The organism is Jeotgalibacillus sp. ET6, assembly GCF_029667115.1.
In the GTDB taxonomy this organism is placed as follows: domain Bacteria; phylum Bacillota; class Bacilli; order Bacillales; family Jeotgalibacillaceae; genus Jeotgalibacillus.
In genome coordinates, this window is record NZ_JARUIU010000012.1 from 68,505 (window position 1) to 88,851 (window position 20,347).

The window sequence follows — 20,347 nt, forward strand, 5'->3', positions numbered from 1 at the left end:
AGACAACAGAGCTCAGATCTAGTCTTTTAAAATATTGTTTGCGATACAATTACCTTTAATACTTACCCCATTTTCGCTGTACGAATTAAAAGTAATTGAACCAATTTGATTATGAGAAAGTTCCATTTTAGCTTTTAAAAGTTGGGCAAAATTATTGTTATGAGTACTAATAAAAAGTTGTTTATTCTGCATCAGCACAACTTGGCTAAGGACATCCAAGAACGAAAAAACATTGATATCATCTAAGTTTTGAAAAGGGTCGTCTATACCTAAGAAGTTTAAATTCGTCCATTTTTGAGATCGGTTTAACGCGAGAAAAATGCATACTGCCAAAACGTTTGCTTGAGCAGAGCTGAATTTAAGACTTGCATTAAATTGCTGTTTTAATTCACTTTCGTCTATTTCTCTCAAATTAAGTTCTTTTATGCGCTCCTTAGCTAATAGAATGTAAAGGTTTTTTTCTCTTGGTATTAGATGAATATGTCTATAAATTGCATGAGGACTGATTTGGCTAAAAAGCTGATCAATAAATTCAGAGTGTTGCAATAAGAAATTATTTATTAGATTTCCTCTCACATTTATATGTTTCCTTTTAAGTAACTCGATTTCTTCTTTTATAAGCTGATCATAGTTATTTATAACTTGTTTTTTGTCTTCAATTTCTTTTTTTAAAAATCTTACTTTGTCTTTTAAACTCTTAATTTCATTACTTTGTAAAAAATCTCTAGTGAGGGTCAGCCCTTCATTTAAATCATTGATTAAAGAATTTATAGATTTCAAGTTTAAAGAAATATTCTGGATAAAAATCTCGGTTTCAAAAAGATTTCCATTATAATCAGGGATTTCTTTTTTTATTTCTCTTATTTTCTCTGTTCTCTTTATCCACTTATCTTCCACGTTCTCGATTTGCTGCTTTCTTGCATTTAAAGATAAGTCTAATTTAACTTTTTCTTCTTTTACTTTCGATATATATCTTTGATATTTTTGCATTTCTTTATTAATTGAGTTTTCATCTGATTCGAGGTATTTTTTCCAGCTACCTGTTTCTTTCAAAATTATGTTCATAGAGTCTTTCAAAGGTGTACTTTGTTTTTCTAAATTTTTTAATTCAATTTGTAACTTCATTAAGTTAGTAACTAAGTTATAAGTTAACTTATAACTTTCTAAGAAACTTGTTTTTTCTGTTTTTTCATTTGTCAGTTTAGTTGAATCTGATGAGTAAGTTTGTAAATATGTCTCACTGATCGGTATATTTTCTTTTTGAGTAAAAGTGTCTTTAAGAGATTTTTCATAGTTAGATATATCTTTTTCTATATTCTTGATCTTAACTTCGCTACTTCTCATTTGCTCTTGAATTACACTTTTTTGTGAAATAAAGTCTAAATGATTTTGTTCTAATTCCGTTAAGCTCTGATTAGCTTTTTTTACTTGGGCTAATATTTTTTGTTCTAAGAACTCATTTTTTAGATAATCTTCTCCACATACCAGGCACTTACTTTCATCTTTTGACTGAAGTAAGTGTTCTTGCACTTGCCTTACCAGCTGGCCAACAATCGATTCTTTTTCTTCTGTTAACCTAGATTGTAAAGTATTGATTTCATTTTGTATTTCGATGAGTTGAGATGTACAGCTTATACTTTTATTATTTTCTATTTCTAACATGTTTTTATGTTTTTCTATAATCTTTAAATAACTTATAGATTTTTGTTCAAGTTCGATGTTTTTTTCTATTTTAAGAATTAAGTCCAGGTCCCTTTTACATGATTCAAATCGTTCGGTAAAATTAGAGAGAATAGGGAACTCATTTAAAATCTTTTTAATATTCTCATGATTTATTAAATTAGTAATACTAATATTTTTCTTTAGAATTTCCTCATGAATTTCTTCATAATCTTTTTTTATGGATTGATAATCATTTTTACGTATCCTTAACTGTTCTAACCAAATTTTTTTATTATCAACTAATTTTTTGCCATTCTCTCTTCTTTTCTGTTTACTTGATATCTCTGAAATTTGCTTGTTTATTAATTTCTTTTGCTGAATATAGTCTTCTGTATTAAAAGAAACTATACCTTTTGCTTCCTTAAGTAAGATCAACAACTGCTCCAATGAAATTTGTTGATCTTTCAAGAGAGTTTTCTGCTGTAACAATTCTTCTAGAAGAATATTTGTGATTTCAATGATTGGCAATTGCTGAGTATTTACCAATAGGCCAATTTCATTTATATTCGTTAATAATTTGTTTATGATTTCTAGTATATTCTGTTCAGAAAGTTGCCCTAAATCAAGAATAGCTTGCTCTTTTTCTTGAATTTGTATATTCAGCTTTTCATATTCTTTTGTGGGATTTGTTAGTTCACTTTTTGTTTTTTCAGATTGTTGCTTAGCTATTTCTTTTACTTGCTCTATATACTGCTCAAAGTCTATACCATATTTTCTAATACCCAGTATTTCATCAATCAGTTTATAGCGATCATTAGGCTTATCTAAACTGATAAAATCTTCTAAGGCATCTTGGGAGAGTAGCTGTGTAGTCGAAAAAAAAGAAGCTAAGTTTGGAGAATTTTCGCCTTCTTTGTGATTAGTATTAGAGAATAGCTCACGAATATACTCCATCCCTATAGTCTTATTTAGCTTTTCGCCATTAATTTCGATTCTGGAAGACGAAAAGCTCCCATTTTTATTCTTTTTTTGTATCCTAGACAACCTATGGACTTTGCCTTCATCATCACGGAATTGGATTTCAACTGACAAAGTCTGAGGCTTACTATCTTTGTACAAGGTATCATTCATTATATAATTAAATTTTTGTCTCTCAATACTACCTTCATAGCGTGGAATACTTCCTGTTAAACACCATTGAATTGAATCGAAAATTGTACTCTTTCCGTTTCCATTTGGACCGCTTATAACTATTAATTCTTTACCAGAAAAATCAAATACATAAGTTCCGTTGAATATTCTAAAATTTTTTATTATTAGCTTTTCAATTTTCATTTTTATTCACCATACTTATCAAGGTCTGCTCTAACACTTTGTTTCGTTCTTCATCATTGGGTTCATCGTAAAATTCAAAGTATGTGTCCACTATTTCTTTGATTTCTTTTGAGAAATCATTATTTCCTTCGATATCCTCTGTCTTAAATAAATCCTTTTTAAATTCATTGTCAAAATCGAAATAAGCGTTATCACTATGACCAAAGTTACTATTTAATGAAGGAACTCGTTGCAAGTCTTCTAGTGATAAAATTGTATATTTTCTGCATACTTTATAATCCTTTTCTATTTCATTTATTAGAAAAGAAATTTCTTTCTTTTCGTTTTCATTCAAGTTAATAACTAATAAGAAATATAGATTATTTCTGTACTTAGCTTCTATTACATCATAGATAAAAGAAATTACTATCTGATCAATATACCAATTATTTAATTGGGCTTTGCTGGTATATTCTTTAGTAATCATGCATTTCTGATTATTTATCCATACTTCGAGGTTTTGCTCTCTGAGCCTTGATGATAATTCTTCTTTATAAACAACGTTTTTATACTTATGCTCATTTGTTAATTTGTGTAAAACTGTTATTAATTCCATATATACTCCTTTAGACTATTCTGTTTCTTTCAACTCTGCATCCCAATCTGATTTAATAGTATCTTCTTTGAAAGAATTTTTCGGTTGGTTTTCATTTTCTTGCAAATAATTTAAATGTTCTTCTACCATGTCAATTTCTCTGAACTTAATATTTTCTATTATTTTCGTAATTTCTTTTTCTGAAACGACATCTTCCATACCGAGAATTTCTCCATTGCCTTTAACAACATCAGTAACTGATGAATGAACACTGTCAACTTCTTTAGAGCTCTTGTTTTTTTTCTTTTTAATCTTTTTTACATCTGCGATGAAACAATAAAAGTCATGATTGTGAGATTCGGAAACTTCACAATTTATAGCAGCAGTGCGTACTAATTTTTTTGCTAATTCTAAATCATTAGAGTTTCGATCATTATAAACAGAGAATAGACTTTCATTTTGGTTAGTATCAATTCCCTTTTTTAAAGAGAGTATAGATTCAATATTAGAGTATTCGGCATAAGGGTAAAACACCAAACAATAAATATATGTCTTCAAAGCAGTAATAATTCTGGCGGGGTCAGGTTCATCAATATAAAACTTAGAAGAGTAGTTATTCAAGTTAAATATTCTATTTAAAATCCTTTGATAAGCAAAGGAGTCATTCTGATTACGAACACTATCAGACAAATTCTTTTCAAAAGCTTCCGTTGTATCTAATAGTTCTTTTTTTAAATTAGGTTTCCAATTCCCATTTGCAATATCTTTTTTTATTATCTCAAACCAATTTGTAAATTTATTATGATAGGAATCATTAGTTGCTGACTCAGATGCTTGAAGTTCGGCAGTTGAAGTCCAGTTCTCAAATTTAATTTTTAAAATTTCTTTATCGAAGATAAAATCTTCGAAGTTAACGCTATCACTATCTTGACAAGTATTTTTTATTATCTCCAATAGCAACATGTCTAAGATTAACTCAGATTTATATGTATGAAATGGATCCATATTTCCATCTGTATGACTCTTAATTTTATCAACGATTTCTTTTCGTAAATATAAAATATCCCCATGTCTTTTAACGCGGAATTTTTGAAGATACCAATCGATATTTTTAATTTCATCATTATAATGATCTTCTGTTAATTTAAAAGTTTTGTCCCCCCACAAAACTTCCCAGTTTAAGTTGTTTTTACTTATAGCTGTTTTTAATTTTTGAAGTTTTTCTTTCTCGATTTTAGGTTCAAATTTCTCATTTCTATCATATACAGCTATATCTTCGTGATAAGTTGAGTTTGTAGCTAATTCAAACTGAAATGAATAATTTTTTAGAAAATTATTATCTAATGTTAAATTTTTTCGCTCGAAATCAGCAATGTGTAAATTAAGCAAGAATAGCTTATCTAACCAGCTCCCCTTCCCCTTCGTTCTTGCATGTAATTCATTAAGATTCATGTGGTTATCAATATCACTCTCACGTTTTGTTTTTACTTGAATAAATCTAATTTTTTTATGACCGGCTAAAGCAACATCATCAAGAATCTCAACCATTACTTTATCCCACCACGCTATTTCAGAGAACAACATTTCAACTATATATTTTGCTGCTATATAGTACTGATAAATAAATCCCCTTACGGCTGTTACGCCGCTTAAATCTACATTTCGACCATCTAATATCATAGAAACAAAAGTTTCTTTATCTTCATTCGTTATTACATCACCAGTTCTTTCAATATATTTATCAAATTTTCTTTGAAGACTCTTACTTAATTGTTCTACAGGTTGCGTTAACATAGGGACCCTCCTCCTTAATGTTACTTAATTATTAATAAATGTGACTATTTAAAAGTCGAGACCACCAGACAAAATTATAAGTAGATCGTTTTAAGTTCTGATTACTACGTCAAATTAAACCTGAAATTAATCTTATTAAAGATTAAACAGAAGGGATTAATAACTTTAAGTATAAAAAAGAAGAAGAGGTTAATCTTCTTCCGTTGTCAGTGCAAATACACTTACTATATTATACATTATATACTTATTCTTCTTTAACTGGTGCTATTTTTTTAATAGTGATTTTCTTTTTTTCTCTTAAATTTTCTAACTGCAATTTTGGTGCAGGCTGTACATAATCATAATCAATGCCTGCAAATGTTTTTAAGATCGCTTTAAATACAATTTGTGCTCCAAGAGGCGGCACTGCCATGCCGATTTGTTTGCGTACAGCTTCTTTGCTTCCGGCAAATACAAAATCATCAGGGAATGTTTGAAGACGTGCCCGTTCCCGGTTTGTTAAAGCGCGCAGTTGAGTACCGCCGCCCCCGCTTCCGGTTATCAAACATAGTGTGGTCAGCGGTCATACCGTGTACAAAAACAATACATTTTGCATTGAGACCTTGTTTACCGCCAATCCAATAAAAGATATCTCCATTTTCTGAATGGATTATTTTAGTATCTATGGTTATCTCCCCTTATTTCATTAATCTGTCCCTTATTACTACATACGCTTGAAAAGGCTTAAAGTTATATCTCCAAGTGTTCTGATCCTTTAATTTAACATTAATTTTCTTTTATCACATAAAAAATGCACTCATTCTTATTGAAGGAATGCTCTCGTTAGTTAAAGTACATCTATTCACAAAGTTTCTTCCGAAAAATCTTTTTATAAATATTTCCATATTGGAATATACAATCCCAAGTGCTATGGTAAAATACAAATTGTGTATTAAATAGATTTATGGGGAAAAGTGTGATGAACAATATTTAAGCGATTACTAGAAATCATACTAGTGATCGCCATAAGAATTTTATACATATAATTGCCAAGTAATCTTACAACGGATGTGCTTTCTTTAAAATTTAATCATTTAGTTATTGGGAGGAATTCATTTGAAAGAAGCTTTGCCTGTTAGTAATCCAAAAATCAAAGAGACATTTATATGGGTTTTAAAATTTATCACACCCTATAAATGGACCTTCTTATTAATTGTACTGAGTGGAATATTCATATCAGTTGTAGAATTAATGGTTCCGAAGTTTATCCAATACTTTATTGATGAAATAGTTTACTCCGGAAGGTCAGAGGTTTTTTGGTGGTTATTCAGTTTATTGGCTTCATTTATTTTTGCAATGGTAGTGGTTCTCGCTTTTCAGAATTATCTTCAAAGAAACTTTCAAGAAAAAGTGTGCCGCGACATACAAGTGGGTGCTTTATCTAAAATTCATGACCTAGGCATGTCCTATTTGGATCGTATACCCATAGGTCAGACACTAAGTTTATTGAATACGGAAATATATACTGCTCAAAAAATTTACAACACCCACATTCCCAATCTATTAAGAGATGGGATCTTTTCAATTGTTTCATTAATAATAATGATTAGTATGGATTACCGTCTGACATTAACGATAGTACCTTGTTTAGCTCTATATTACTTAATTGGACCGTACTTCGAGAAAAAAGCCGAAAAGAAAAGTGCTGATATGACTGAAAGTAACGTCCAATACAATCAGATGGTTTATGAAAGTATATCTTCAATACCTGAATTGAAAGCAAGTGGAACTGAAAAATGGAATTACGATAACGTAATGACCAAATTAATTACACATAATAAGGACATGGTAGACGCATATTTATATGCTTTTGCTAGAGGTAGCATTAGAAGGATTACATATTACATTGGGGCTGTTGTATTTTTTGTTTACGGGTCATTTTTAGTGATTGAAGGCCAGTTAAGTGTGGGAATGTTTGTTGCGTTTTTATTTTATTATTTTACGACCATGCATAAGTTAACCTCCGTTATTACCAATGTAACCGAACTCAAAATAAAAATGTATCAGGTTGAAAGGATTTATACTCTCTTTCATCAAGAGCCTCTGATTGTGGAAGCGAAGAATCCTATCATGCTTACTGAACAGAATTTTAAGATTGAATTTAAAAGCGTTAGTTTCTCTTATAATTCTAAGCGAAACGTATTAAAAGATATTAATTTAGATATTAATAAGGGTGAGAAAATCGCTTTAGTCGGCCATAGCGGAAGTGGAAAGTCGACACTAATCAAGCTCTTAGGAAGGTTTTACGATCCAACTCAAGGAAATATCTATATGCAAGGGCTGCCTTTAAAGGAGATTTCATTAGATAGCTTGAGAGAACATATAGGTTTTGTTTTTCAGGAAACCTATTTGTTTGGAATAAGCATTTTAGAAAACATCAAAGTCGGTAATCCTAGAGCTTCAGAAACTGAAGTGATTAACGCAGCAAAGCAAGCATATGCTCATGATTTCATTATGAGCCTGCCACAAGGTTACGATACTATTCTCGGAGATCGGGGAGAGGGCTTGTCTGGCGGTCAAAAACAAAGAATTGCCATAGCAAAATTATTATTAAAAAATCCTTCTATCATTGTTTTAGACGAAGCAACTTCAGCTTTAGATAATTCAAGTAGTGAGCATGTGACAAAAGCGTTTGAAAGATTATTCAAAGGAAGAAGTGTCGTAGCAATCGCACACAGAATTTCAACTATAGCTGATTATGACAGAATTCTAGTATTTGAAAAAGGTGAAATAGTACAAAGCGGGTCTTATGATGAGCTGATTCATACAAATGGACTCTTTAATCAGATTGTAAATGGCAGCGATTACAAATCAAGTGAGATAGGAGTCCATTAAATGGTTTATTGGATCTGGAAATATGTATCAAAATCTAAAGGGTTATTTGTAATAACCTTATTCTTACTTCTAGTTGAAACATTAGCCTTGTTATCAACAATTGGCTTACAACAAAGAATTATTGATGAGGTATTTATAAACGGCCAGCATGAGCTGTTATGGGAGATCATTTTGTTATTCATATTGGCGTTTGTTTTATACTCCACTTTATTTACACTGGTTCCCTATTTTATATTTAAAAACACAGACTATGTCAGAAGAAATTTAACATCAGATTTATTAAAATACATTCACTCAATTCCTTTATTTGAATTTAAAAGAAATAAACATACCAACCTTGTGTACAACTTTACAAATGATATAGGGAAAGTGGCATATATTTTTACCGACTTAATTCCAAGAGGTTTTCAACAGATTTTCAGCGTATTCATTCTATTTATAATAATTGGAGTCAACAGTCCATTATTACTTATAGCAACCATTTTCTTCAGTATAATTTATTTTTTATTGGGCAGGTATTTCGGCCCTAAAAGAAAAGCGTTAAACAAAGACATACAACATAATAAATCTAACATGCTAAATATAATGGAGGAAAACATATCTGGAACAAAAGAGATTATATCTTTTAATAGAAAAAACTGGGCTATGGACCGTTTTAATAATCATTTTAAAAATTATTTTTCATCTGTCATGGTTGAAGGGAAAATGGAAAACAAAAATATTATCTCTAGTGAGCCAATAAGATGGGGAGCCATTTTGTTAACGTTGAGCTATGGTATTTATCTAGTTAACCAGGGGTCAATGTCAGTTGGAACATTTGTTGTTATTTTTCAATTTACAACAATGTTAATGGATTCTTTGCAGAGAACGTTTTATTTCTTCATTGACTTTTCGGGAAATTCAGCATCAATAGAGAGATTAAAAGATGAAATAGGAGATATTGAAGAGTCCAAAAATGAATTTAACTTCAATGATTCTATTCGGTCTATAGAATTTAAAAACATTACATTTGGATATGGAAGAACAATATTTAATAACTTCACTTGTACTATTCCCGTAGGGAGCAAAGTTGCTTTTGTCGGAAAGAGTGGCAGTGGAAAGTCTACACTCATTCAATTATTAGTTAAGTTTGTACAAAGTGACAAAGGAGAAATTCTAATTAATGGTGTTGATTTAAATCAAATACCTAAGGATGTTCTAGCAAAGAAAATGTCTGTTGTTTTTCAAGAGCCCTATTTCTTTCATGAAACCATAAAATATAATTTGCTGTTCGGAAGAGAGGGCTACAACCATAATGATTTAGTCGCAGCATGTACGATTGCCGGAATTCATAAGGACATACTTGAGCTGCCCGATCAGTACGATACAATATTGACAGAGAGAGGGTACAATTTGTCTGGCGGCCAAAGACAAAGGCTCGCCATTGCTAGGGCGATACTGACCGATCCAGATGTATTGTTTTTAGATGAATCTACATCTGCATTAGATTTGGAAACAGAGAGAGAACTTCAAGAAAGTATTGATGGTATCAGGTTAGGTAAAACAACAATTATTATTGCGCATAGGCTTTCTACTATAATAAACGCTGATAAAATTTTTGTATTGGATGAAGGAACTATTGTGGGTCAAGGAACTCATTATGAGTTATTAAGGACTAATTCAAAATATAAAGAATTAATAGGAACAGATATCAGGGAAATAACGAATATTTAAAATAACTTTCAATACTTATAAAGTTTTAAAACACCTCCTTATTAAGAACATCAAAGGAGGTGTTTTTTTATTGTTCAAATCATTTTTCATCATGAACTTGTTCAATCTCCCTCACAACGACATCATATGTAGAATTAAAATAAAGGTTGATTATCAGAACCTGAATAACCCACATTTTACAGAAAATAATAAGAATCCATTTTGAAAAAAGATCGATCAAAATGGATTCTTACCCAAAAGATTTAAGTTTTATTTATAAAAAGATTTGTTATTTCGAGAAGCGAATACTTAACTAAAGCTACCAGTTAGTTTAATAACAAGTGGCGTTTTTACGATAAACCTTCATCTCATATTCGCACCATTCTTCTTTTAACTTATTCAAATGGGTTACCTTCCAGGGGTTGAAGAAAGTTTGTCCATTTTTATTAAAGAAGAGGTTATTGTCAATATGGTAAGACGCGTGCTGAATGACTTCTTCATCATTGACCCAGGTAATAACGTCTCCTTTTTTTATTTCATCGTTTATTGGTAAAAAATTTGCTCTTTCCAAACCAATCATAAATGTATTAGCGTGAACCCACTCTCCAATTATCCACTCTTGTCCCGTAACAGCAAATAAAGTGGCGGATAAACAATTACTTCCCGCCTCTGTTGGAAATTTATTAGCATACTTTTTTATGTGTGCAGGAGTCTGTTCTGGAATATCAAAATTGGTCCAGCTATCCCATAGTTGAGCATACTCTTTTATTGCACTCTCTTTGATTTTATAGGGAAGTTTCGTCCAAATATTCTGTTGTATGATAAAGAACTTGTCCATTTTCTCCTCAACAATGTACTCCTCAGGAAGTGAGCTTGTAGAAGAAAATAATGACACGGGAAAGATTAAACCTCTTTCCATTTTATATTGGATGTTAAGTACTTCCCGCTTCCTTTGCTCAGGCAGGTTTGTTATCCAATCAGGTTGTGCCACAATAACTAACTTAGCCTCATCTGAAATGTGCCAATACAGATAACTATTGACCATTTGTATTTCCTTATAGGCTGAATGGTTGAAAAATTCTTCTCTTGGAACAATTAAGACTTCCCTTAAGTACTCTGATAACTTTTTTAAATCTTCTTCTTCTATGAAAAATAAGTCTTTTTGGGGGACAAAATGTTCAATCCACTTCATAACCTGTTCTTTTGATGGTTCCATTTTAAATGTCATCTTTACCCCATCTTTCTTTCAACTCTTTTTTCTTCTTAAACAGTACTGCTTATTAACTTTAACAATGACGGCTGCATATTCAGCAATCGTCACCGTCAATGTTAGTTAGGCATTTCTCTTCGTCTATGACTACACTAAATGAAATATTAAGTTTATCCCAAACCCAAGCCTGAAAAACCTTATCAATTTTTAGCTTTAAAGTATTGTCATCTATGTCTGCATCAATACCTAACTCTTCAAGAGTAAATGTTTCTGTCGCCTCTGTACCTTCATAACTTGAACTATTAAAAGAAAAAGTGACTCTTTTCCTCATTTGTATCCCCCATTATTATCGCTATATTACTCAAATTAACCATTTATATTTTTCTCTCTTACTCCACTAATCTGCCCTTTAGTGAAAAAGCGACTGCTCTTATTGAACAATCGCTACCTGTTAGTAGTTGAATAATAAAAATAGATTTTATTAATTAACGCTAATATTTACACCCCAAAGTCTTTGTACATTCACTAATTCCTGTTCAATAAATTCCATTCTATAAATATCAGGTTTTGATGTGCCATGTAAAAAATCTAAATCATAAGTGCTATCGAAATAACCCATCATTAAGGCCATAACAGCCCCATGAGTACCTATCACTATTTTTTTATCTCTATAAGTTTCTAATAGTTCTCTTAAGACCTTTATAGCTCTTTTTTGACAATCAGCATTTGATTCTCCCCCTTCTAACGAGAAACTTGGTTCAGAAAATGACTTCTCCAAAAGTGGGACCAGTTCTTCATCTGATACTCGATTGTTTCCAGAAGAGAATATTCTCTCTTTTAAATTTTCAAAAACCAAAACTTCCTCCCCTTTTTGTTGAGCAAGCTGTTCTACAGTGAAAATTGAGCGTATGTATGGACTTGAAACAACTACATCAATTTCTTTATCCTTCAAAATGTCAGTCACTCGTTTAGCATCTAAATTACCTTTTTCGGTTAATCCCCTGGCTTTTTCATTTCCTTCTTTTGGCGATTCACCGTGTCTCACCATATAAACAAAGGTACTCATAGTTTTTATCCCTCCAATATCCTTCTCTTTATATCCCTCCCCGGTTTGTTCAATAAGGACTTCAATAAAAAAGGCGGTTAATCCTTCTTGGATCAACGCTCCCGTTAGTTGAAGCGAATATTTTCACGATCCGTCTTGCTTAACAATTTCTTTATTATCTTAAAATTGAAGAATACTTCTTAAAAATAATCTTAAAAACTCCCTACCTTTCCTTCTTATCTCCTTCTTTTATTTCTTCTGCTTGTTCATCCTCTTTACGCTCTTCGTGGAATTCGTTGTGATCCTGTCCAGCAATATAGTCAAATGGAGTATAAAAGTTGGTTGGGGTTTCCTTTCTAATAAACATTTTAAATGCAACTGTTAAAACAACAATACAAATGAATAGTACTAGAGCAGACATCAATGCAATAGAAATATACATTCCAAAGCCTCCTAAAACCATTTGATTTATGGAACACGTATTAAATTTCCCTCTAATTGAAGTTATTGAAGGCAATAAATCAGTACAGAACTCTTTGTAACGATGTGGATAAAGAAAAAAGCACTCCTTTTTGAAGTAATAGTAATGCACCCGTTAGTGAATTTATATTTTGAATATTTGAATTAAACACGGCTCATCATCGATTAGGTCACATCTTTCTTCGCATTGAATATTTAGTTCAGTGTAAAGCTTTTTCCAAAAACAAACCGCTGATTTGTTCTCGATTAGCTCAATTACAAAATACCTTCCACGCTTCTCTTGAAATAATTTTTCAATGGCTTGCCTCCCTATTCCTTTACCTTTGTATTTATTTAATAGAAAAATGTCATTTACTCCATAGTCATTCTCCTTTTTTAAAAAAGGACGCTCCAATAGTAATATAAAACCTATAATGTTATCGTCTATTTTTATAAAATACGGGGATAACCCATCTACTTTCCAGAACTTGTCCAAGCTTTCGTATTCAAAGGAACCATCTGCTCCAATGTCAATCGTAGAAGTGAATTTTGATAGGTCATGAAGATACAGAGAGTAAAGATTTCTTAATAAAAACTTTTCTGATTCCAAAACTTCTATAAGTGTAACAGCCATATTTCGAACCCTTCTTCCAACCTTTTTTATAATTAATCTGTTGAACAATCCTGCCCGTTATCGAAAAAAGCAGCGACTCTTGTTGAGCAATCGCTCACCGTTAGTTGAACAAGGAATTTATCTATAATCTTTAATTCCATCTTCAAAAGCCTGTTTGTCGTCATTTTCCACTCCGTGCAATGCTTCTTGTAAAGCGAATGTACTTTTATAAAATTTAACTCGTTCTGATATTTCATCACCGTTAGGATATAGATTAATACACATATCAAAAAATTCTTCACCATAGCTGGAGAGTATCCCGGCGAAATCATACGCAGGGTCTCCTAATCCAGAACCACCAAAATCAATAATCCCTGATATTCTGCTTGTTTCTGGATTCCATAAGATATTAGAAGCTCCGAAATCTCCATGTATAAGGGTAATATCTAAATTTGAAAAAGCTTTCCCATTTAGGATCTTTTCAAAAGAGTGTGAGATTTCTTCTTGAGCATTTTTTCTAATATAGGAAAATAGTTCACCTTTAATCTTCTTATGTAAGTTATACATTTCTTCTCGTGGATTGCGAGTCTTTAAATGCAAATCTTTACTTGCTTGGTCCCCTGTTATAGAGTGAAGTTCTTTAAGAAATGATACAAGTTGCGCTGCTAATACAGTAACTAATTCACCACTCTTAACGCTATCTAAACTTTCTTTCCATAAGGGGACTCCATCTATTAGATTATAGCCAGTAAAAACCTTACCTGGTTCTAAATCTACAATAGAATGATAAAGAGGAATTGGAACAGGAGTAGAGACGGTATCTTTAATATAGTTCAAAATTTCTGTTTCTCTTTTTAATTGAATTATTCCATTTTTATATTTCGGAAATCTAAAAACCAATGAATTGTTTACAATTAATACATCATTATTCTGTCCAATTTCATTAACATAATAGTCTTCGATGGGCAGATCAGAATAAACCGATTGAATGCTTCTTATAAGATTATTCTTCATTTAGTAATACTCCTTTTTTATTAATTTCTTATTGCATTAAAACCTGCCCTTTAGTGAAAAAGCGACTGCTCTTACTGAACAATCGCACCCGTTAGTTAAAGAAGAATTAAAGTATACTTTTAATAACCTCTTCTAATTTATCTCTTGTGTCTAACAATATATGTTTTATACTTTCATTGTTTAAAGGAGCTTCTAAATAGAAATTAGCAAACGACTGATGCTTGTATCTTGGTACAACGTGCATATGAAAATGCGATAATTCACTAAACATTCCACCATTTTGACAGATGGTTATCCCATCTGGTTTATATAGTACCTTTATAGCTTTTGAAAGTAACCTTGATGCCTGTATGACAGCGTTTGCGGTATGTGCATCCAGTTCATCAACATCTTCAAAATGCTCCTTTGGCAGTATCATAACGTGCCCTTCGTTAAATGGGTCGTGATCTAAAATGCAACAAACAAAATCGTTCTCGTAGACTACATTCACAGGTGCCATTTTATTAGCTAAACTACACCCTAAACATTTCACATTATCACCTCTTTATTGTATTTCTTTTAATACAAGGAATTTCTTTCTTATACTAACCTGCCCCTTTAGCACAAGAAGCGACCAATCGCACCCTTTACTTGAAAGATGCTTAAATGTGATGGACCTTAATTTTGTGCCAGATTTCTTTCCAATTTTTCTTAATAATTCGTTCCTCATATATTGCAACTCTTTCTTTGGTCTCTTGAAAATATGGCATCGGCTTCAACTCTAAATTTAATACATCGTCTAGACCACAAGGAGCAGTAAGAATTAGTTTGTTATTCTTGTCTATTTTCACACCAAGAGCAGTTGCTGTCTCTGGAAACTTTGAAATGGCATCCTCTGAAGAAATATAAGGTGGAATGTCATTTATAACGTGCATTCTTGCTTGATTTTTAACAGACCAAGGTATATCAGGAAGAATTTCTCTCAGTTCGTCTTCCAATTCTTTTTCAGTATTCTCATCAATATTTTCATCATCAAAATATATAACATCTACATCTGGAGTATTTGTTCTATTTTCAAACCCGTGTAATGTATCCCAGATTTTAGAACGTACAAATCCTGCACATATCCACCAATCTGGTAAATTTAGTTTACTCGCAGCCTTAACTAATTCCATCATTCTATCATCATTTTGAATTAACTTTACTACATCTTCTTGATTCTTTAACACTGAATTTCACCCTCCATTCCCAACCTACATTCCCACTATATAACAATGAAAACAATAAAGGGGTATTATTCCATTAAACTGTCCTTTAGTTCAACAAACAATAGGCTTCACCTCTTTTTGGAGTATAGCCCCGTTACTGGAAGAAAAAATCATTCATTTATGATATTCAATCAACCAACAGTCCTGATATACTCCTTCGTGTAACTCTTTCTTAGTAAGTATTTTTACTTTTTTAAAACCACATTTCTCATAGCATTTTATAGCCCTCGTATTTCTTATTTGAGGATCCATAACTACTCGGTCTGCTTTTTTATGTTCGATTAAAAATTTAACCATTGATGTAACAAGTAATGTTCCTATCCCTCTATTCCAATATTCAATCTCTCCTATAAACTGGTCTGCACCATAAATATTCTCATCGCAATACCCATATTCTTTTTTCGTTTCATCATCTAATTGATAAAATTGAATATATCCTATTTCGTTACCATCAAACTCCACAATGCATTTGAATTCATCATCTTCGGAATCATAAAAAACTTTATTAACTTTGTCTAAATCAAAAGGATTATCTCTTCCTTCATAAAATTCAAGAACTGACGGGTTCGAAAGCCATCTAGCTAACAGATAATTATCCATTTCTTCTAATTTACGAACTTTTAAATTCCCATTTTGAAACAACAAAACAATTCCCACTCTCAATTTACTTTTTGAAGTATTTCTTGGAATAATTCCTCCAATGAGTTTTCCACTATCCTGCTTCTTTATTTTAACATTAAATTCCTTTAATTGACAAAAAAAGCATTCCTTATTGAAGGAATGCTCCCGTTTGCACAATCACCAAAAGATATTAACATTGGTATTCCATTCTTAAAAATTCATATGTACTGCCATTGGTATCTTGTATAAAAGTAATACCATCCTTAAATCCCAAATTTCTATATACCTTTATCGCCCTTTGGTTAAAGGTGGCTACTGATAATGTTAATTTTTTAGGTTTATATTCATTTTTTACAAACTCTAAGCTTGATTTTAGAAATTCTAACCCATTACCTTTACCAGTTAGATCAGGCCGCATCCCTAAGCCAATATCAAAAGTTATATCGTCTACTTTATTAACGCTAAAGAAACCGATTAATTCATTATTATTAAAAACAGCATACTTAGAGTTCCCACGTGTTTCTGGGTCTAAAAATTCTTCTAAGTCCTCTTGATCAGCCTCCATATCATAAAAAGAATATTCACCTTCATAGTGCCAATTAAAGGCAATTTCCTCTGCTTGAGTCTGAGTCATAATATCAAACTTATAAGTCATAAATATCCCCTTTCGACTTGTCCCATTGTTCAACTAGCCCCCTGGGTTTAACATTAATTCCCTTTTTATAGACTAAGAAAAAAGCGCTCCTTATTTTCAAGGAATGCTCCCGTTAGTGGATTATTGAATCTGCCAATGAATGGCTTCTGTTTAGAACTCAGAAACCCTCCACTATGAACTTTTGAGACTTGAAATTACCAGGTTTCCAAACATTTGTATATCTCTAATATAATCGAAACCTAAATTCTCCGATGCATTTAAACTATTGGACATTCTAACAGCTACTGCATTATATTCGGGAATAACAGTACAGGAACAGCCCGATGCTCCAAGGATTTGATAAGAACCATCTGGTAATTCTGAACCTATTTCATTGTAACTAACAGACACATCTCCAGCCTTAACCCACCATAAAAACCCGAACTTTGGAAGGTGATGGGGAAAAGAATTAGGGCTTTGAACAGAAGTAGTTAGTTCAAATACCTCTTGTGGAAGTATTGAATTACCTTCAAATACCCCTCTGTTTAAATGTAAATTTCCCCAATACGCTAATTCTCTGGCACTTACATATAGATTTCTTTCGTCACCTAAATTAGAACCTATTCTCAATGTAGGATAACTCTTTGACAAATCTATATCACAAACTAAATTGTTGTTTCCTTCGGTAACCCACCCAGTGTTTGTCCAATGTAAAGGCTTAAACACTTTCTTTAAGAGGATGTCGTTTACTGTTTTGCCAGTAGCTTTGTATAAGATTTTTGCCAATATTTCTGGTTTCTTTCCCTCAATATCAGTTCCTAAATCAAAGGCACGATAAACTTTACTATCTTTAAATTTCAGACCAGTACACCTGGTTAATAGATGTCTAATCGTTGTCTCCCCAAGAGTATCTTTATTATATTCATTTAAATATTTACTTACCTTATCCTCCAAGCTTAGTAAACCTTCATTTATGGCTATTGCAATTGCGAGTCCAACATAAGTAACTCTAACCGAATAAACATTGAATCTCGAATCATAATTTATCTTTTTTGCCCCTTGCTCAAAATGATGCTTCCCCGAGTACCATTCATGTACTTTTTTATTATCTTTCATAATAACGACAGCAGAACCTGATGCTTTTGTATTTCTTTGTGCTTTTTCAGTATATGTAGTGAGTTCTTTAAAAGCATTTTTCTTTAGAGTCTTATTCATCCATTAAACCACCTTTTCTTTAGATAACAGTTCTCTTGTTATTTCACTAACCTGCCCGTTAGTTGAATAAGAAATATGATTATTTAGTAAACTTAGACATCCTAAGTTTATCATATGTTTCAATAATTGGAATTAAATTCCCTTTATATCATATCATTAACTGTCACTTCGTTCAGTTGGTGTTGGATGCTCTCAAGTACCTGGAACCACGCAAGGTAATGATCAAGATACTTGGTTGCCACCCCGTTAAAACGCTGTATCCATTCTCTCAGTCTACCGTGGTAACTGTTGACGTTTTGGATATGATAAAGACCCCTTGTGCGGACCTTCCCATCTGATTTGAACTGATAAATGTTTTTCCTTTGTCAGTAGCGTAGGTTCTGAACGCTCGCCAGGAGTCTGTACATAATACATTTTGAGATGAAAGTTTTTAACCAATGGCTTTATCCAATTGTTCTTTTTTTTATTATGCCTACACCAAGGGTTGTCGAAACTGTGTTTTTATCACGGTCTCTTGCCACTAAGACACAGACCTGCTCCTTCAACACGATTGCTGAATGGTACTACTATCTTATTAGTGTTAACAATGATTACTTTCACTTAACCAATTATTTTGAAACAAAATGGAACGAATATCACAAAGAAAATGCTCCAGACCTCTATCCAGAGGAGCTTCGACAGGACATTGATGAGTTGAATGAACGCATTTTTCATGCGATCAATAACGGAGTCTATAAATGTGGGTTTGCCCATTCCCAGGAGTCTTATGAAAGGGCATATGATCAGCTTTTTGAGACACTGGATGAAATGGAGGATCGGCTTTCCACCCGCCGCTTTCTTCACGGGGATATCATTACAGATTCGGATGTCAGATTTTTCACAACTCTTGTCCGGTTTGATGCTGCTTATTACAATGGCTTCAATACAAATCGAAACCTGATTCGGGAAATGCCAAACTTGTGGGGTTACGCACGCGATCTTTATCAGACTCCAGGATTTGGCGATACAACAGATTTTGATTCAATCAAGCGGCACTATCATTTATCAATAACAATTAACCCAGATAAAACCGAAACACCTATATTACCAAAAGGACCGGACTTGTCTCTCTGGGATGCGCCTCACCAGCGCGAAGAATTAAGCAAACAGCAGGACAAATTTCGCAGATATGGAGAATCAGGGATGACCATCCATATACGAAAAGCAAAAAAAGAAGAAGTGCCGCTCATCAGAAAGCAGCGTGTAGAGGCCTATCGCGAACATACACATGCGATTTCAAAAGAACACTGGCAGGCACTTGAAAAAGCCATTTCCTCTGAAGCGGACCAGCAGCCGGGAGTCGAGCTGCTCGCAGCAGAATGGGAAGGAAAAATCGTTGGTAGTGTTGCGCTCTTCCCTGCAAAGACTGATGCTTATGAGGGCTTTACCGATGCACTGGATTATCCCGAACTGCGCGTCCTTGCCGTTTCTTCTGAGGCCCGCGGAAAAGGTGTCGGCTCCGCACTTATTGATGCATGCATCGCTATGGCGAAAGAAAATGGAAGCGAAGCGATCGGCCTTCACACCGGCTCTTTTATGAAAGACGCCATCACACTTTATGAAAAACACGGCTTTGAACGACTTCCTGAACACGATTTTGAACCGGCAAATGATGGGATAATCGTAAAAGCCTTTAAGCGCAAGTTGTAACATGGAAATTAACTGGCAGTACGTTTAATGCCACCATCATCACGTTAAAAAAGACTGTACCTGCGAACACTAGACGTATTCGTGGGTACAGTCTTTTTATAATACCAATCCTTCAATAATCCTCTAACACCTGTAAGCACCTTGAACTTTTAAAATATATTTCAAAAAGATGGGCACTTAAGTTGGTTCATTTGCACGTGTAGTAAAAAAGTGTCTCAAGGACTTGAGCCGGTTCACTTCGCTTCAGGTGGACGCTTTCCGCGGGGCGGGGCTTGAGCTAACTTGCTTCGCAAGTGGATCTCAAGCTCCCGCTTCATCCCGCTGGAGTCGCCACCTTCCGCTCCGCTCACCTCATTCTATTGATAAATACTACCTTTTTATAATATGTCCCAGACTCTTTTTTAAGTGCCATTCTATCAATTATGTTTAACAACTTAAAATACATAGAAATTTAACAGAGACGAAGCAAACGATATTCCATTTGGTCAGAAATGAACCGATTCTACCTATTTACAAGTAGTTTCTTACAAAAGAACAATAGACGGAGGTTACACTTTTTATTTACAAATGAAATCACCAAAGAATAGGTTATTTGCAGCGGAGGTCGGGGACTCCTGCGTGATGCAGCGGGAAGGGTGAGACCATGCAGATGCGAAAGCATCAAAGGGG

17 protein-coding genes and 2 pseudogenes are annotated in these 20,347 nt (G+C 33.0%); 3 read left to right on the top strand and 16 right to left on the bottom strand.

Going from position 1 to position 20,347, the window contains the following annotated elements:
- Positions 1–18 precede the first annotated feature (18 nt).
- The 4 genes and pseudogenes from P6709_RS18440 to P6709_RS18455 form a co-directional block, all read right to left on the bottom strand.
- A complete protein-coding gene (locus tag P6709_RS18440; RefSeq protein WP_278242394.1) occupies positions 19–2,997 on the bottom strand; it encodes an AAA family ATPase in 2,979 nt (992 codons plus the stop codon).
- A complete protein-coding gene (locus tag P6709_RS18445) occupies positions 2,987–3,592 on the bottom strand; it encodes an ABC-three component system middle component 1 (RefSeq protein WP_278242395.1) in 606 nt (201 codons plus the stop codon). The genes P6709_RS18440 and P6709_RS18445 overlap by 11 nt, the downstream gene beginning before the upstream one ends.
- A 15-nt stretch (positions 3,593–3,607) precedes the next feature.
- Entirely contained in the window at positions 3,608–5,365 is a 1,758-nt protein-coding gene (locus tag P6709_RS18450; protein ID WP_278242396.1) for a hypothetical protein, read from the bottom strand.
- Positions 5,366–5,609: 244 nt separating this feature from the next.
- Positions 5,610–5,906 (bottom strand): annotated as a pseudogene (locus P6709_RS18455) (DNA cytosine methyltransferase); the annotation flags it as partial.
- Positions 5,907–6,460: 554 nt separating this feature from the next.
- Here P6709_RS18455 and P6709_RS18460 point away from each other — a divergent pair.
- Complete coding sequence (locus tag P6709_RS18460) at positions 6,461–8,239, top strand: ABC transporter ATP-binding protein (protein WP_278242397.1); 1,779 nt, start codon at positions 6,461–6,463, stop codon at positions 8,237–8,239.
- Positions 8,240–9,952 (top strand): ABC transporter ATP-binding protein, encoded by a 1,713-nt coding sequence (locus P6709_RS18465; protein WP_278242398.1) that lies wholly within the window; start codon positions 8,240–8,242, stop codon positions 9,950–9,952.
- 310 nt (positions 9,953–10,262) lie between these two features.
- On the opposite strand, the gene P6709_RS18470 is transcribed toward P6709_RS18465, so the two are convergent.
- The 12 genes and pseudogenes from P6709_RS18470 to P6709_RS18525 all read right to left on the bottom strand — a co-directional run.
- On the bottom strand, positions 10,263–11,159 hold the full coding sequence (locus tag P6709_RS18470; protein ID WP_278242399.1) for a hypothetical protein: 897 nt from the start codon (positions 11,157–11,159) through the stop codon (positions 10,263–10,265).
- Positions 11,160–11,238: 79 nt separating this feature from the next.
- A complete protein-coding gene (locus tag P6709_RS18475; RefSeq protein ID WP_278242400.1) occupies positions 11,239–11,472 on the bottom strand; it encodes a hypothetical protein in 234 nt (77 codons plus the stop codon).
- 150 nt (positions 11,473–11,622) lie between these two features.
- Entirely contained in the window at positions 11,623–12,207 is a 585-nt protein-coding gene (locus P6709_RS18480) for a histidine phosphatase family protein (RefSeq protein WP_278242413.1), read from the bottom strand.
- Between the two features lie 202 nt (positions 12,208–12,409).
- Positions 12,410–12,628, bottom strand: coding sequence for a DUF3951 domain-containing protein (locus P6709_RS18485; protein WP_278242401.1), 219 nt, complete (start codon positions 12,626–12,628; stop codon positions 12,410–12,412).
- A gap of 162 nt (positions 12,629–12,790) precedes the next feature.
- Positions 12,791–13,279 carry a GNAT family N-acetyltransferase gene (locus P6709_RS18490; protein ID WP_278242402.1) on the bottom strand — a complete coding sequence of 163 codons (489 nt, stop codon included), beginning with the start codon at positions 13,277–13,279 and terminating at the stop codon, positions 12,791–12,793.
- Between the two features lie 117 nt (positions 13,280–13,396).
- Positions 13,397–14,272 (bottom strand): phosphotransferase family protein, encoded by an 876-nt coding sequence (locus P6709_RS18495; RefSeq protein WP_278242403.1) that lies wholly within the window; start codon positions 14,270–14,272, stop codon positions 13,397–13,399.
- Between the two features lie 106 nt (positions 14,273–14,378).
- Positions 14,379–14,804 carry an HIT family protein gene (locus tag P6709_RS18500; protein ID WP_278242404.1) on the bottom strand — a complete coding sequence of 142 codons (426 nt, stop codon included), beginning with the start codon at positions 14,802–14,804 and terminating at the stop codon, positions 14,379–14,381.
- A gap of 109 nt (positions 14,805–14,913) precedes the next feature.
- Entirely contained in the window at positions 14,914–15,429 is a 516-nt protein-coding gene (locus tag P6709_RS18505; protein WP_278242414.1) for a nucleotidyltransferase family protein, read from the bottom strand.
- A 204-nt stretch (positions 15,430–15,633) separates the two neighbouring features.
- Positions 15,634–16,164: a GNAT family N-acetyltransferase gene (locus P6709_RS18510; RefSeq protein WP_278242405.1), complete on the bottom strand. Its 531-nt coding sequence runs from the start codon at positions 16,162–16,164 to the stop codon at positions 15,634–15,636.
- Between the two features lie 166 nt (positions 16,165–16,330).
- Positions 16,331–16,795 carry a GNAT family N-acetyltransferase gene (locus P6709_RS18515; RefSeq protein WP_278242406.1) on the bottom strand — a complete coding sequence of 155 codons (465 nt, stop codon included), beginning with the start codon at positions 16,793–16,795 and terminating at the stop codon, positions 16,331–16,333.
- A 171-nt stretch (positions 16,796–16,966) separates the two neighbouring features.
- A complete protein-coding gene (locus P6709_RS18520) occupies positions 16,967–17,989 on the bottom strand; it encodes a serine hydrolase domain-containing protein (RefSeq protein WP_278242407.1) in 1,023 nt (340 codons plus the stop codon).
- 79 nt (positions 17,990–18,068) lie between these two features.
- Positions 18,069–18,537: pseudogene (locus P6709_RS18525) on the bottom strand (IS1595 family transposase); the annotation flags it as partial.
- Between P6709_RS18525 and P6709_RS20490 the strand changes: the two are divergent.
- Entirely contained in the window at positions 18,458–19,678 is a 1,221-nt protein-coding gene (locus P6709_RS20490) for a GNAT family N-acetyltransferase (RefSeq protein ID WP_336619014.1), read from the top strand. The pseudogene P6709_RS18525 and the gene P6709_RS20490 sit on opposite strands and share 80 nt — an antisense overlap.
- Positions 19,679–20,347 lie beyond the last annotated feature (669 nt).

Excerpts from the sequence above, each read along its gene's own strand:
- P6709_RS18440 (WP_278242394.1), bottom strand. The coding sequence starts at position 2,997 with ATGAAAATTGAAAAGCTAATAATAAAAAATTTTAGAATATTCAACGGA.
- P6709_RS18445 (WP_278242395.1), bottom strand. The coding sequence starts at position 3,592 with ATGGAATTAATAACAGTTTTACACAAATTAACAAATGAGCATAAGTAT.
- P6709_RS18450 (WP_278242396.1), bottom strand. The coding sequence starts at position 5,365 with ATGTTAACGCAACCTGTAGAACAATTAAGTAAGAGTCTTCAAAGAAAA.
- P6709_RS18465 (WP_278242398.1), top strand. The coding sequence starts at position 8,240 with ATGGTTTATTGGATCTGGAAATATGTATCAAAATCTAAAGGGTTATTT.
- P6709_RS18470 (WP_278242399.1), bottom strand. The coding sequence starts at position 11,159 with ATGACATTTAAAATGGAACCATCAAAAGAACAGGTTATGAAGTGGATT.
- P6709_RS18475 (WP_278242400.1), bottom strand. The coding sequence starts at position 11,472 with ATGAGGAAAAGAGTCACTTTTTCTTTTAATAGTTCAAGTTATGAAGGT.
- P6709_RS18480 (WP_278242413.1), bottom strand. The coding sequence starts at position 12,207 with ATGAGTACCTTTGTTTATATGGTGAGACACGGTGAATCGCCAAAAGAA.
- P6709_RS18485 (WP_278242401.1), bottom strand. The coding sequence starts at position 12,628 with ATGTATATTTCTATTGCATTGATGTCTGCTCTAGTACTATTCATTTGT.
- P6709_RS18490 (WP_278242402.1), bottom strand. The coding sequence starts at position 13,279 with ATGGCTGTTACACTTATAGAAGTTTTGGAATCAGAAAAGTTTTTATTA.
- P6709_RS18495 (WP_278242403.1), bottom strand. The coding sequence starts at position 14,272 with ATGAAGAATAATCTTATAAGAAGCATTCAATCGGTTTATTCTGATCTG.
- P6709_RS18505 (WP_278242414.1), bottom strand. The coding sequence starts at position 15,429 with ATGATGGAATTAGTTAAGGCTGCGAGTAAACTAAATTTACCAGATTGG.
- P6709_RS18515 (WP_278242406.1), bottom strand. The coding sequence starts at position 16,795 with ATGACTTATAAGTTTGATATTATGACTCAGACTCAAGCAGAGGAAATT.
- P6709_RS18520 (WP_278242407.1), bottom strand. The coding sequence starts at position 17,989 with ATGAATAAGACTCTAAAGAAAAATGCTTTTAAAGAACTCACTACATAT.
- P6709_RS20490 (WP_336619014.1), top strand. The coding sequence starts at position 18,458 with ATGCCTACACCAAGGGTTGTCGAAACTGTGTTTTTATCACGGTCTCTT.